At 60.5% G+C, this 13874-nt stretch carries 13 protein-coding genes and 1 riboswitch; of the genes, 9 read left to right on the top strand and 4 right to left on the bottom strand.

Translation table 11 applies throughout. The annotated features are described in order from the left end of the window. Nucleotides 1-38: 38 nt before the first annotated feature. Nucleotides 39-767: a MerR family transcriptional regulator gene (locus tag KFZ77_RS13040; protein ID WP_264384441.1), complete on the bottom strand. Its 729-nt coding sequence runs from the start codon at nt 765-767 to the stop codon at nt 39-41. A 151-nt stretch (nt 768-918) separates the two neighbouring features. On the opposite strand from KFZ77_RS13040, the gene KFZ77_RS13035 reads away from it, so the two are divergent. Continuing rightward, on the top strand, nt 919-1389 hold the full coding sequence (locus tag KFZ77_RS13035; RefSeq protein ID WP_264384440.1) for a YehS family protein: 471 nt from the start codon (nt 919-921) through the stop codon (nt 1387-1389). Nucleotides 1390-1444: 55 nt separating this feature from the next. Here the strand turns inward: KFZ77_RS13035 and metG are convergent, their stop codons facing one another. Then, the gene (gene metG / locus KFZ77_RS13030; RefSeq protein ID WP_264384439.1) at nt 1445-3478 is read right to left on the bottom strand and encodes a methionine--tRNA ligase; all 2034 of its coding nucleotides are present in this window, start codon (nt 3476-3478) and stop codon (nt 1445-1447) included. Between the two features lie 325 nt (nt 3479-3803). Between metG and KFZ77_RS13025 the strand changes: the two genes are divergently transcribed. Both KFZ77_RS13025 and apbC read left to right on the top strand, forming a co-directional pair. After that, entirely contained in the window at nt 3804-4133 is a 330-nt protein-coding gene (locus KFZ77_RS13025) for a putative T6SS immunity periplasmic lipoprotein (protein ID WP_264384438.1), read from the top strand. Nucleotides 4134-4282: 149 nt separating this feature from the next. Further along, nucleotides 4283-5392, top strand: coding sequence for an iron-sulfur cluster carrier protein ApbC (gene apbC / locus KFZ77_RS13020; RefSeq protein WP_264384437.1), 1110 nt, complete (start codon nt 4283-4285; stop codon nt 5390-5392). Between the two features lie 21 nt (nt 5393-5413). On the opposite strand, the gene KFZ77_RS13015 is transcribed toward apbC, so the two are convergent. After that, complete coding sequence (locus KFZ77_RS13015; RefSeq protein WP_264384436.1) at nt 5414-5839, bottom strand: GNAT family N-acetyltransferase; 426 nt, start codon at nt 5837-5839, stop codon at nt 5414-5416. A gap of 338 nt (nt 5840-6177) precedes the next feature. Between KFZ77_RS13015 and KFZ77_RS13010 the strand changes: the two genes are divergently transcribed. Genes KFZ77_RS13010 through KFZ77_RS13000 form a run of 3 tightly spaced genes read left to right on the top strand, consistent with a single transcriptional unit; the run spans nt 6178 to nt 9801 of the window. Further along, nucleotides 6178-6855 carry a vWA domain-containing protein gene (locus KFZ77_RS13010; protein ID WP_031520767.1) on the top strand — a complete coding sequence of 226 codons (678 nt, stop codon included), beginning with the start codon at nt 6178-6180 and terminating at the stop codon, nt 6853-6855. A gap of 4 nt (nt 6856-6859) precedes the next feature. Continuing rightward, the gene (locus KFZ77_RS13005; protein WP_264384435.1) at nt 6860-7624 is read left to right on the top strand and encodes a PP2C family serine/threonine-protein phosphatase; all 765 of its coding nucleotides are present in this window, start codon (nt 6860-6862) and stop codon (nt 7622-7624) included. Then, nucleotides 7621-9801 (top strand): helix-hairpin-helix domain-containing protein, encoded by a 2181-nt coding sequence (locus KFZ77_RS13000; protein ID WP_264384434.1) that lies wholly within the window; start codon nt 7621-7623, stop codon nt 9799-9801. Before KFZ77_RS13005 ends, KFZ77_RS13000 begins: the two co-directional genes overlap by 4 nt. A 19-nt stretch (nt 9802-9820) precedes the next feature. On the opposite strand, the gene KFZ77_RS12995 is transcribed toward KFZ77_RS13000, so the two are convergent. Next, complete coding sequence (locus KFZ77_RS12995; protein WP_031520773.1) at nt 9821-10150, bottom strand: RcnB family protein; 330 nt, start codon at nt 10148-10150, stop codon at nt 9821-9823. A 243-nt stretch (nt 10151-10393) separates the two neighbouring features. Between KFZ77_RS12995 and KFZ77_RS12990 the strand changes: the two genes are divergently transcribed. The 3 genes from KFZ77_RS12990 (at nt 10394) to thiD (ending at nt 13795) form a co-directional block, all read left to right on the top strand. Beyond that, nucleotides 10394-11629 (top strand): MFS transporter, encoded by a 1236-nt coding sequence (locus KFZ77_RS12990; protein ID WP_031520774.1) that lies wholly within the window; start codon nt 10394-10396, stop codon nt 11627-11629. Between the two features lie 449 nt (nt 11630-12078). Beyond that, a riboswitch (TPP riboswitch) is annotated at nt 12079-12176 on the top strand. A 33-nt stretch (nt 12177-12209) separates the two neighbouring features. Then, entirely contained in the window at nt 12210-12998 is a 789-nt protein-coding gene (gene thiM, locus KFZ77_RS12985; protein WP_264384433.1) for a hydroxyethylthiazole kinase, read from the top strand. Further along, nucleotides 12995-13795 (top strand): bifunctional hydroxymethylpyrimidine kinase/phosphomethylpyrimidine kinase, encoded by an 801-nt coding sequence (gene thiD, locus KFZ77_RS12980; RefSeq protein WP_264384432.1) that lies wholly within the window; start codon nt 12995-12997, stop codon nt 13793-13795. The genes thiM and thiD overlap by 4 nt, the downstream gene beginning before the upstream one ends. Nucleotides 13796-13874: the final 79 nt, after the last annotated feature.

Genomic DNA, 13874 nt, shown 5'->3' with positions numbered 1-13874 from the left:
GGGGATTATACGGTGAAGTGGCCGTCAAATATACCCGCTTAGCCAAGCAGCGCGACCGGCTGCCCTTCCTGCTGCCAGGTTTCAATCTGCATACGCTGCGCGGGGGAGGGGTCATCACCGCACCAGATGAGCAGCGTCTGGCCGGGAAACATCTCCGGACGCAGCTGGGTCAGCGGGTGCGCCAGCACCTCCGGACGCCAGCCCTGATCCAGCGCCGACCAGGCCGCCAGCCACAGCCGCGTAGCATCAGTGATATTCCAGCCAACGATAAGCGCATCGCGACCGGCTCTTCTGCGTGCCTGCGCCAGGCACACCGAAATATGACCAATCAGAATACCATCAAGCAGACTCAGCATCGCGGTCAGCGTCGCCTGCTGACCGTGCAGGCGTCGGCGCAGCGGCACATACAGGTGCGTCACCAGCGTCGCGACAGAGTGTTCCTTGCCCACTTCCGCAATCCACTTGCGCAGCTGCGTCGGGCCGCTGTTTTGCAGGTGGTGCATCAGCGTCGCCTGGTGCTCGTGCCAGCCGCTCTGCTGGTTACTCTCTTCCTCGCTGAGCAGGGCTTTCACTTTACTGACCTGCACGCCACCTTCAATCCAGCGCTTTATCTCGTGGATGCGCTCGATGTCCTCTTCGGTGAACAGCCGGTGGCCGCCGTCGGTGCGCTGTGGCTTAAGTAATCCATACCGCCGCTGCCAGGCGCGCAGCGTAACCGGGTTGACATTGCACAACTCCGCCACTTCCCCAATTGTGTAAAATGCCATTTCGTTCCTCTGCCCTTACCTTTCCCTGTTAACTGTAGCCGCGATATATCGTCCCTGGAAGCGCTACGCGGCTTTTGTACTGATTCTGGCGCGGCATCTCCGCTTTGAAAATGGTACACTGCGCGCCCGCAATGATAAAACCGAAGACACCATGCTGAATAACGATATTTTACGTAGCCTGCGCTATACGCTCAAAACGAATAATGAGGGGCTGGTGCGGATTCTGGCGCTTGCCGAGGTCGATGCCACGCCGGCACAGATTGAGGGCTGGATGAAAAAGGAAGAAGAGGACGGTTTTCAGCGCTGCCCGGACATCGTCCTGTCGAGTTTTCTCAACGGTCTGATCTATGACAAACGCGGTCGCGACGAAAGCACACCGCCGCTGGCAGCCGAACGTCGCCTGAACAACAACATCGTGCTGAAGAAGCTGCGTATCGCCTTCTCGCTGAAAACCGACGATATTCTGGCGATCCTCACCGAACAACAGTTCCGCATTTCGATGCCGGAAATCACCGCCATGATGCGCGCCCCGGATCATAAAAACTTCCGCGAATGCGGCGACCAGGTGCTGCGCTACTTCCTGCGTGGGCTGGCGACGCGGCATAACGCGAAAAGCGCCTGACGCCAGACGCTTTTCCACGCGCACACAAAAACGCCCTCATTCGAGGGCGTTTTGCTTATTTCACCTGCTGACCCGGCTGGGCGCCGCTGTCCGGGCTTAACAGGAAGATATCTTTCCCGCCAGGACCGGCCGCCATCACCATGCCTTCGGACATGCCGAAGCGCATTTTGCGCGGCGCGAGGTTCGCAACCATCACCGTCAGGCGACCAATCAGCGCCTGCGGCTCCGGATAGGCGGAGCGGATGCCGGAGAAGACGTTACGCTTCTCGCCGCCGAGATCCAGCGTCAGGCGCAGCAGCTTGTCGGAGCCGTCGACAAATTCCGCGTTCTCAATCAGCGCCACGCGCAGATCGATTTTCGCGAAGTCGTCAAAGGTGATGGTCTCCTGAATCGGATCGTCTGCCAGCGGGCCGGTAGCCGGAGCCGCTGCGGCTTTCACTTCTTCTTTTGACGCTTCCACCAGCGCTTCCACCTGTTTCATCTCGATGCGGTTATACAGGGCTTTAAAGCTGTTGACCGTATGGCCGAGCAGCGGGGCGTTGATGCTGTCCCAGCTCAGCTCGGTATTCAGGAACGCCTCAGCGCGCTCGCTCAGGGACGGGAGCACCGGCTTGAGCCAGGTCATCAGCACGCGGAACATATTCAGACCCATGGTGCAGATGGCCTGCAGGTCAGCATCGCGGCCTTCCTGTTTCGCCACCACCCACGGAGCCTGCTCGTCAACATAGCGGTTAGCGAGATCCGCCAGCGCCATGATTTCGCGCACCGCTTTACCGAACTCGCGGCTCTCCCACGCGTCGCCAATGGTGGCCGCCGCGTCGGTGAAGGTTTTATAAAGTGCCGGGTCTGCCAGTTCAGCGGCCAGCTTGCCGTCGAAGCGTTTGGCGATAAAGCCGGCGTTACGCGAGGCGAGGTTAACCACTTTATTCACGATATCGGCATTCACGCGCTGTACGAAATCTTCCAGGTTCAGGTCGATGTCGTCGATGCGCGACGAGAGTTTCGCGGCGTAGTAGTAGCGCAGGCTGTCAGCGTCAAAGTGGTTCAGCCAGGTGCTGGCTTTAATGAAGGTGCCGCGGGATTTTGACATCTTCGCGCCGTTCACCGTCACGTAGCCGTGGACAAACAGGTTGGTCGGCTTGCGGAAACCGCTGCCTTCCAGCATCGCTGGCCAGAACAGACTGTGGAAATAGACGATGTCTTTCCCGATGAAGTGATACAGCTCGGCGCTGGAGTCTTTTTTCCAGTACTCATCAAAGCTGGTGGTATCGCCACGCTTGTCGCACAGGTTGCGGAAGGAACCCATGTAGCCGATAGGCGCGTCCAGCCAGACGTAGAAGTATTTGCCCGGCGCGTCAGGGATTTCAAAGCCGAAGTAGGGCGCATCACGGGAAATATCCCACTGTTGCAGGCCGGATTCGAACCACTCCTGCATCTTGTTCGCTACCTGCTCCTGGAGCGCACCGCTGCGGGTCCACGCCTGCAGCATGGCGCTGAAGGAGGGCAGGTCGAAGAAGAAGTGTTCGGAGTCGCGCATCACCGGCGTCGCGCCGGACACCACGGACTTCGGCTCAATCAGCTCGGCCGGGCTGTAGGTCGCGCCGCACACTTCGCAGTTATCGCCGTACTGGTCCGGAGATTTACATTTCGGGCAGGTGCCTTTGACGAAACGGTCCGGCAGGAACATCCCTTTTTCCGGATCGTAGAGCTGAGAGATGGTGCGGTTCTTAATGAAGCCGTTCTCTTTCAGACGCGTGTAGATCAGCTCGGACAGCTCGCGGTTCTCGTCGCTGTGGGTCGAGTGATAGTTGTCGTAGCTGATGTTGAAGCCTGCGAAATCGGTCTGATGCTCCTGACTCATTTCACCAATCATCTGCTCCGGAGTGATGCCAAGCTGCTGGGCTTTCAGCATGATCGGCGTACCGTGGGCGTCATCCGCACAGATGAAATTGACCTCGTGGCCGCGCATTCGCTGGTAACGGACCCAGACATCAGCCTGGATGTGCTCCAGCATGTGGCCTAAGTGAATGGAGCCGTTGGCGTACGGCAGCGCGCACGTTACCAGAATCTTTTTCGCGACTTGAGTCATAGTGAGTATTACGTCTTCTGTGGCAAATGGGGGAGTAATACTACCCGAATCAACCCGCGTTGAGTACCGCGAGGCGGTAAAACGGCGGAAAAAATCGATAGCAGGTAAGGCACTGTTGTTAAGGGCGCGATATCCCGCCTGAGCGCTTCAGTTTCAGTTTCCATAACTCAGATTCTGCGCTGCTTAAAATTCCTGGTTGTCGCCATTAATGGCACCTGAACCTGTATTTCCCTGAGTTAATCGTTATTGTGGATAGCCTTTAACCAGTCACAATCTGCCTGAAACAGCGATAAAAAATCGCTGCAGCTGGCAGCAAAGGATTGCAATGAAGTCTGCTTATTTAATGTCGATTATGTTCTTGTGCGGGTGTACTGGCGACAAGGCAACCTTTGATCATACAGGTGACGTGACAGTCATTAACGGCGAGTTGTGTGCAGGTACCAAAGACGCCGAGCCTGGTGATGTTTTTACCCAGTACGCTATTTACCCGGTTCATGAAACCAATCCCCGGCGGCATTATGTCACTTGGCCTGCCTGGAAGCAGTGCCTGCCGAACGGTAACTATCGTTCAGGTGAAACCTGGGCCGCGGAGTACATTCTGATGAAACCCGGCGGGGCGTTGCGCAGGTATCTGGTTGAATTTATTGTCCCCTGACGACCTGCATCTATCTGCCAGCCCGGTACACCGCATTTAAAGCACACCAGGCCAAAGCAAGCCGGGCGTTTAGTGTCGTCTTACTCCCCCGGACTCTGTTATGATTCTCAGACTCAATTTTTTAACATCAGAACAACAAAGGAGTCGGGATGAGTTCGCAATCCCAGGCCAAATCCCCGGAAGCCCTGCGCGCCATGGTTGCCGGTACACTGGCAAATTTTCAGCACCCAACGCTTAAGCACAATCTCACCGCGCTGAAAGCGCTGCACCACGTCGCCTGGCTGGACGACACCATTCATATTGAACTGGTGATGCCGTTTGCCTGGCGCACCGCGTTTGACGAGCTGAAAGAGCAGTGCAGCGCCGATCTGCTGCGCATCACCGGCGCGAGCGCGATTGACTGGAAGCTGTCGCACAGCATCGCCACCCTGAAGCGCGTTAAAAATCAGACCGGCGTCAACGGCGTGAAAAACATCATCGCGGTCAGCTCCGGTAAAGGCGGCGTGGGTAAATCCTCCACCGCGGTAAACCTCGCGCTGGCGCTGGCGGCAGAAGGGGCCAAAGTGGGCATCCTTGATGCCGATATCTATGGCCCGTCGATTCCGACCATGCTCGGCACCGAAAACCAGCGCCCGACCTCCCCGGACGGTACGCGCATGGCACCGATCAGCGTCCACGGTCTGGCGACCAACTCCATTGGTTATCTGGTGACCGACGATAACGCGATGGTGTGGCGCGGCCCGATGGCCAGCAAAGCGCTGCTGCAGCTGCTGCAAGAAACCATGTGGCCGGATCTGGACTATCTGGTACTCGACATGCCGCCGGGCACCGGTGACATCCAGCTGACGCTGGCGCAGAACATCCCGGTAACCGGTGCGGTTGTAGTCACGACCCCGCAGGACATCGCCCTGATTGACGCCCGTAAAGGCATGGTGATGTTTGAGAAGGTGGAAGTGCCGGTGCTGGGCGTGGTGGAGAACATGAGCATGCATATCTGCAGCAACTGTGGTCACCACGAGCCGATCTTCGGCACCGGCGGGGCAGAGAAGCTGGCGCAGCAGTACCACACCGCACTGCTCGGTCAGCTGCCGCTGCACATCCAGCTGCGTGAAGATCTCGATGCCGGCACGCCGACCGTGGTGCACCGTCCGGAGAGTGAATTCACCGCCATCTATCGCCAGCTGGCCGGGCGCGTAGCCGCACAGCTCTACTGGCAGGGCGAAGTGATCCCGGGCGACATCGCGTTCCGCGCGGTATAAGCCTTTCCAGCTGCCCTGGCCTCAGGGCAGCCGATAATGCATCAGCAGATACTCCCCCTCCGGCGACGCGCCCGTCGCTTCAATCGTCCAGCCGTGCTGCTGGTAAAACTCTATCGCACGCTGGTTTTTCGCCAGGCATTTCAGCGCCCCGGTGCTGGTGAACTGCTGCTGTACGTGCTCAAGCAAGGCGCTGCCAATGCCTTTTCCCTGCCAGGCCGGATCGATAAACAGGTTATGCAGGAAGTTACCGTTCTCCACCAGTGAGGCAAAGCCGACGCGGTGTCCGTCCTCCAGCGCGACATAAATGCGCTCGTTACGCGTTGCGGCGTCGAAGTCTTCCAGCTGCCAGTCGCTGCCGTTAAGCCAGGTCCAGCTTTCGCGGCGGGCATGTAAGTAAAGGGTGCGCAGAAAAGGGCGATCGCCCTCCTGCCAGCATCGAATTTCCACAGGTGCTCCTTGTTATCGTTTTGCTAAGTGTTGACCCTGCATCGCGATGTCTCAAGTACGCCGCGCTGAACGGCCGTGTCACCGCACTGCGCAGTTTGGCTTAAGTGTGGAAAACGGGGGGCTAACGGCGGCGAATGTGTCGCTAAAATCAGCCTTAAGGCAAATTACCTGCGTAAATTCAGTGAGTTGTTGATAACGCTGTCATCAATTGGTATATCCATGGGGGCTTGTGCCGCAAAAAATGCGCCCGCACCCGAAAAGGGGATTTTTTGCCGCACCCGCGCACTCGCATCACCGTCGCGAAAACGGTGCATGTTATGACGCCACTGGGAGGGTAAATGACTGACTTTACGCAACAGCCGTTCGCGGACGCTGAATTTCTTGATAACCCGCAGGCGCGCTGCCCCTGCATCCTGCTGCTGGACGTTTCCGCCTCTATGACCGGTGCGCCCATTGAGCAGCTTAACCAGGGGCTGCTGCATCTGCAGGAAGAGATCCAGAGCGACAGCCTGGCCGCGAAACGCGTGGAGTTTGCCATCGTCACCTTTGGCCCGGTAAAAACCGAAGTGGACTTCACCAGCGCCACCCAGTTCTTCCCGCCGCATCTGGAAACCCAGGGCAATACGCCGATGGGCGAAGCCATTGAAACGGCGCTGCAGATGCTGAGCGATCGCAAAGAGCGCTACCGTACCAACGGCGTCAGCTTCTATCGCCCGTGGGTGTTTCTCATCACCGACGGTGCGCCAACCGACAGCTGGCAGCGTGCCGCGCAGCTTATTCGCGAAGGCGAAGCCGCGAAATCCTTTATGTTCTACGCCGTGGGCGTCGAAAGTGCGGACATGTCCACCCTGTCGCAGATTGCCGTGCGCCAGCCGCTGAAGCTCAAGGGGCTGCAGTTCAGCGAGTTCTTCCAGTGGCTCTCCAACTCCCTGAGCGCCATGTCGCGCTCAAATCCGGGTGAGCAGGTGCCGCTGGAGAACCCGACCGCGCCGGACGGCTGGGCCGTGGCCGGTTAAGCCGATGAACTGGTGCTACGCCTCGGCCTCTGCCATCGGCAGCTCGCATATCCGCAGCGGCACGCGGCTTCAGGATGCCCGCCGCTGTTTTCTTGCGGATGCCCCCGACGGCACGCCGTGGTTTGTGGCGGTGGTGTCCGACGGTGCCGGCTCGGCAAGCTTCGGCGGCCAGGGTGCTTCGCTGGTGTGCCATACCCTGAGCCAGCTTGCCCGCGCCCATCTGTCTTGCGCGGCGCATGCGCCGGATGACGCTACGCTGCATCACTGGATTGACCAGGCGCGCAGCCGTATTCGCGAGGCGGCGCAGAGCCGGGCACTGACGCCGCGTGACTTCGCTGCCACGCTGGTGATGCTGATGGTCAGCCCGGAATGCGTCCTCGTGGCCCACGTCGGTGACGGGGCGGTGGTGTGTCGCGATAAGGCCAGCGCCGGGTGGCATGTGGTGAGTGCTCCGCAGCACGGGGAGTACGCGTCCACCACCTGGTTCATCACCGATGAGCCGCAGGCCAGAGTGCGTTTTACCCGCTTGCCCAACGACTTCAGCGCTTTTGCGGCTTTCAGCGACGGCATCGAAAGCCTGGTGATTAACAGCGCCACCGGCTGCGCTGCGCCGGGCTTTTTCAACCCGATGGCGCGACCGCTGGATAACTCCCCGATTATCGGCCACGACGCGGCGCTCAGCCGCAGCCTGACGCAGTTCCTCGCCAGCCCGCGTCTCAACGAGCGCACCGATGATGATAAAACCCTGGTTCTTGCGGTGGTGAAATGAGTCAGGAGTCGCTGTATGCCGGCGGGCGACCGCTGACCATCGACAAGCGAATAGGCAAGGGCGGCGAGGGCGAAGTGTTTGCCGTCAGCAATCTTCCGGGCTATGCGTTCAAACGCTATCTCAATACCCTTGCCGCGGAACGCGAGCGTAAAATTCGCGCCATCGTCGCCGGGCGGCTTGCCGACAGCGTGCCGACGGTGGCGTTTCCCTGTGAGGTGGTGGAAAACCAGCGCGGGCAGTTTGTCGGTTTTCTGATGAAGCGGGTGGATAAGCACCAGGAAATCCACGAGCTGCAGACCCCTACCTCACGCCAGAAGCATTTTCCCAAAGCCGACTACCGCTTCATCGTACGCGTTGCGCTTAACGTCGCGCGGGTGATGGCTCAACTGCATGCGCAGGGCTGCGTCGTGGGGGATATCAATCAGCGCGGTATTCTGGTTTCGCCGGAAGCCACGGTGGTGCTGATTGATGCCGATAGTTTCCAGGTGAACGCCGGCGGGCAGGCGTTCCTCTGCGCCGTCGGGGTGCCGGAGTACACGCCGCCTGAGCTGCAGGGGAAGACCCTGAAATCCATCGTCCGCACACCGGATCACGATGCGTTCGGCCTCGCGGTGTGCCTGTTCCAGCTGCTGTGCATGGATCGTCATCCCTTTTCCGGCAGCTATACCGGTGACGGCGAGATGCCGCTGGAGAAGGCCATCGAAGAGTTTCGCTTCGCCTATTCGGCGCGGGCAACCGGCATGGAGCCGCCGCCCGGCACCGTGCGGCTGACGGACTTCTCCGGGCGCATTCATCAGCTGTTTGAAGAAGCGTTTTCGCCGCTGCACGTCGGCAAACGGCCCGCGGCCGCCGACTGGGTGGCGGCGATGCAGGAGTTTGAAGGCGAGCTGCGGATGTGCAGCCGCAACAAGCTGCATCACTACGCCCGGCACGTCGCCGAGTGCCCGTGGTGCCGGATGGAGAGCCGCTACGGACGCCCGCTGTTCCTCAACAGCGACTACTCCCGGATGCATCTGGCCGGTGGGCAGATGGATGCGCGTCACGGGCTGGTCCTGGATCTGAACGCCCTGATGGCGGCGGTCAACGGTGTTCACCTGCCTGCCGCCATTACCGTGCCGCTGCCGCCGGTGAGTGCGCCGCCCGCGCCGCAGAAAGCGGCCCGCACGCTGCACCTGAAACGGCGTTTGCTGCCGATCGCACGCGGCATCGGTGTGGCGCTGGTGCCGCTCGCGGCGCTGGGTGGCTATTTCGGCCTGCCGTGGGGGTATGCCCTGATGCTTGCCGCGCTGGGGCTGGTGCCGCTGGGGGTGAAGTTCAGCCCGGCGGGCTATCTGGCGCGTCACCAGCAGCTGTGCGGCGAGATCGTCGCGCGCTTCACCACTCTGCAACAGGCGGCTCCCCCGGCGCGGGCGATCCGGGTTAAGGCTGATATTTACGAGGCGGTGGAGCAGTTCCGCCAGCTCTCATCCGCCTTCAGCCAGCAGCCGACGGTATGGGACGGCGAGCGCCGGGCGAAGCAGCTTGATGAGCACCTGGTGCGCCATCAGATCCGTCGCGCCGGGCTGTCGCGTATCACCACCACCGACTGCGCCACCCTGGCCTCGTGGGGCTTCACCACGGCGCTGGACGTGAAGCAGCAGAACGTGCGCGTGGTGCCGGGCATCGGCCCGATTAAAAGCGCGAATCTTCATACCTGGCTGCATGAGCTGGAGCGCAGCTTCAGTTACCGCAGCGCCTGGACGACGGTGGACCATCATCAGGTACGCACCCGCCAGAGCGAGATCCTGATTAAGCAGCAGGGTATGGAGGAACGTATCAAGAAAAGCCTCAGCGCTTTTCAGGGCCTGGCGCTGGAGATCGATCGCTGGAAAAGGTCGGTGGACAGCGAGCTGACGGCGCTGTTCGCGCAGCTGGCGCAGAACGAGGCGGATATCCGCAGCCTGGCGCTGCCGGTGCCGCCGCGTCCGCCGCTGAATGCCATTCCCGCGCCGACGCTGGCCTCATTCCAGCCACCTGCCACTGGCAGCGGGCAGATCACCCGTGCGACGGCGCAGGTCGTCTGTCCACGCTGTCAGGGACCGATGGTGCGACGCCTGGCGCGGCGCGGGCCGGGAAATGGTCGGGCGTTCTGGGGATGTGGCCGCTATCCGGCCTGTAATGGCACACGCCCCATCTGAGGCGTGTGCGGGAGAGGTATTAGCGGTGGTAGAAGATATCGCCGTTATAGGCCTTGAGGATTTTGCCTTCCGCGTCGGTGATCTGCACGTAGTTGCCGCCCATATAGGTCCAGCGGCTGCCAGCTTCCGGCGCGGGCAGATTGCGCAGCTGCCATTTGGTGATGTTGTATTCGTCAGTCAGATACATAGCCGGAACGCGGTCACCAATTTTAAACTGGGTAAAATCGGCAACAAACTCTTTAATCTCGTAAGAATCAATACCCGTCGGCGCTGCGCCCTGCGGTGCAGCAAACGTTGACGACGCCACGGTCAACAGCGCGCCCATCAACAGCATTTTCGTTTTAGCCATGATATCTCCACGGTATGTTGGCTGTTTATTATTGTTAAACCCTTACTAAGCGTTGCATCATCCCCGCTCCGCGTAAAGTCAGACAAGCACTGAATTGTGAGTAAATCATCGGGTTTGTAACAGAAATCAGTAATCAGCAGAGATGAATGAGGCACCGGAAGTGACTATGATGCGCACACGCAATTGCCGGGATACGAACATGAAGAACAACAGACGCTTCGCATATAGTGCAGAGGGCAGAGAGTGAGCGCACGCCGGGCATTCCACTTCGCCCCGTTTCGCTATCTCTTTTTCGCCCGTCTGCTGACAGTACTCGGGAACAGCATTGCTCCCGTGGCGCTGGCCTTTGCGGTGCTCGATATCGGCGGGTCGGCAGGAGACTTAGGGATTGTGGTGGCGGCGCGCTCAATATTTAACGTCGCCTTCCTGTTGATTGGCGGCGTGCTGGCGGACCGCTATTCGCGCAGTAAAGTGCTGGTGTGGTCGTCGGCGATCGCCGCATTCTCTCAGGCCGTGGTCGCCTGGCTGGTGCTTGACGGCTCGGCGACGGTCGCGCTGCTGGCACTGTTGGGTATCCTGAACGGTGCGGCGGCGGGGGTCGCGCTTCCCGCCTCACAGGCGATGGTGCCGCAGACGGTCCCCGCCCACAGCCTGCGCGAAGCAAACGCCTTTATTCAGCTTGGTATCAACGGCGGCACCGTGATTGGTGCGTCGCTCGGCGGTGTGCTTGCCAGTATGGTCGGCCCGGGATGGGGGCTGGCGGTGGACGCGCTGGGCTTTGCGCTAGCCGCACCGCTCTATCTGATGACCCGCACCAGCGCTGCCCGGACGGGAGAAAGCCACAGCAATATCCTGCAGGATCTGCGCGACGGCTGGCAGGAGTTCATCGCCCGCAGCTGGGTGTGGGTGATAGTGGTGCAGTTCACCCTGATCAATGCGGCATTCAGCGGCATTATGATGATTGTCGGTCCCATCGTCGCGGATGCCTCTTTCGGCCGCGCCGGCTGGGGCTTTGCGCTCGCCTCGCAGGGCACTGGGTTGATTGTCGGCTCGCTGATCGCCCTGCGCTGGAAACCGCGCCGCGACCTGTTTATCGGCGTGCTGCTGGTACTGCTCTGCGCACTGCCGCTGCTGGTGCTCAGCCAGCACCCCACCACGGCCGCGCTGATGGCGGCCTTCTTCGTCGCCGGCGTCGGGTTTGGTCAGTTCGGCGTGGTCTGGGCGCACTCCCTGCAAACCCACATTCCTCCCGGGAAGCTCGCCCGCGTTTACGCCTGGGACGCCATCGGCTCATTTGTGGCGATCCCCATCGGCGAGCTCGCCGCCGGTCCGCTGACCGCTCAGTTTGGTATTCCCCGGCTGTTACTGGCCTGCGCCGCCGTGGTCGTGATTGCTACTCTGGCCGCAGCCTGTATTCCGGCGATACGCCGCCATGAGAATGGCGTAGTGGTAAGAAGGGAAGGGGATGAGCGGGAGTGACGACAGGATGAGAGGAACCTATCAGGATATTGTCTTTATAGATTGAACAGGCAGTCATCCCCTGTATCAATTGAACGGCGTTTCATGGGGTACGTCGATCGCCAGTGAAAAGCGCGAATTTTCTCAGAAGTGGCGAGCAGAAACATGACAGAGTGCGGCAAAGTGCTTGCGAATCGGCGTGAGCGGCTGGGATTTCGTATTTTGATGACTTTCGACAGGGAAGGCTGCTGCATAGCATTCGTCACTCTGTTGGCTCTATCACAATGGCTGGGTGGGTAAAGAACGTCTTGCATCTGCAACAAACGGTAGACCATGAGAAAAGTGGTGGGATTGCTAAACGTTGGTAACACATATTCCTCTATCCTCTGTTTCTTATGTGATTAACATAACAGGCACGCTTGCATCACCGCGCGCCATCCCCTAAGCTGCCAGAAAGTAAGCTAATTTGTACCAATGACTCGGGGTGCCCTTCTTAAATGAAGGCTGAGAAATACCCGTATTACCTGATCTGGATAATGCCAGCGTAGGGAAGTCAGATGCCTGTCCGGTATCCCTTCTTCGCGCCGGACAGGAGCCCATCATGCAACCTGACCTGCTTCACGACGCCGTTGCGATACGCGTCCTTAATCATCTCCATGCCCGCTCGCCGCTGGTTCACTGCCTTACCAATGACGTGGTGCAGACCTTTACCGCTAACGTGCTGCTGGCGCTTAACGCCTCGCCCGCGATGGTGGTCGATCCCGACGAGGCGGCGCAGTTCAGCGCTGTCGCTGATGGTCTGCTGATCAATCTTGGCACCCTGACGCAGCCGCAGCGCGATGCCATGCGTGCGGCGATTACCAGCGCCCGTTGCCACAATACCCCCTGGACCCTCGATCCGGTGGCGGTCGGGGCGCTCACTCTGCGCACTGATTTTGCCCATGAAATCCTCGCCCTGAACCCGGCGGCCATTCGCGGTAACGCTTCGGAAATCCGCGCCCTCGCCGGGGAAAGCACGGGCGGACGCGGCGTGGATACCACCGATCGGGCTGCCGACGCGCTGCACGCCGCCATCACCCTGGCCCGGCAGTACCGGACGGTCGTCGCCGTCACCGGGGAAGTGGATTACGTTACCGACGGCGAACGCACTCTGGCCATACGCGGCGGCGACCCGTTGATGACCCGCGTGGTCGGCACCGGCTGTGCGCTGTCGGCGGTGGTCGCGGCGTGCTGTACGCTGCCCGGCGACAGGCTGGAAAACGTAGCGGGTGCCTGCTGGATCATGAAGCGCGCGGGCGCGCAGGCCGCCTCACGCGCAACGGGGCCGGGCAGCTTCGCCAGCGCCTTTCTCGATGCGCTGTACGGGCTGAACCGGGAGGTGGCGCAATGAAACGTATTAATGCGCTGACCATCGCCGGCACCGATCCCAGCGGCGGGGCGGGTATCCAGGCGGATCTGAAAACCTTCTCGGCGCTGGAGGCCTATGGCACCTCGGTTATCACCGCGCTGGTAGCGCAGAACACGCGCGGCGTACAGTCGGTCTACCACCTCGACCCGGTCTTTGTCGGGGCGCAGATCGACGCCGTGCTGAGCGATGTGCGCATCGACGCCATCAAAATCGGCATGCTGGATAACGCTGCGATCGTGGATGTGGTGGCGGAGCGCCTGGCACATTACGGCGCGGCTAACGTGGTGCTCGACACCGTGATGCTGGCCAAAAGCGGCGATGCGCTGCTGATGCCGGACGCGGTAGACCGGTTGCGCACCCGGCTGCTGCCGCAGGTGGCGCTGATCACGCCGAATCTGCCGGAGGCCGCGGCGCTGCTGAATACCCCCAGCGCCGGCGATGAGCAGACGATGCGGATGCAGGGCAGGGCGCTGCTGGAGTACGGCTGCGGGGCGGTGCTGATGAAGGGCGGTCATTTAGATAACGGTGAAAGCCCTGACTGGTTGATTACTCGCGCGCAGGAAGTCCGCTTTACCACGCCGCGCATCGCCACCAGAAACACCCACGGCACCGGCTGTACGCTCTCGGCGGCGCTGGCAGCGCTGCGTCCGCGTCATGACTGCTGGGAAACCACCGTGGCGGCGGCGAAGGATTATCTTACCGGTGCGCTGGCGCAGGCGGATTCACTGGAGGTGGGGGCGGGCATTGGTCCGGTGCACCATTTTTATGGCTGGTGGTAGCAAATAGCGGGCGCTTAACAGGCAAAACCGGCTAAAAATGCGCCAGCCGATGGCAAAACGCGACTGAAAGGTCCAGGCT

The sequence above is a fragment of the Siccibacter colletis genome (genome assembly GCF_025914095.1).
GTDB lineage: Bacteria > Pseudomonadota > Gammaproteobacteria > Enterobacterales > Enterobacteriaceae > Siccibacter > Siccibacter colletis.
This window is presented reverse-complemented; position numbering and strand designations above follow the sequence as displayed.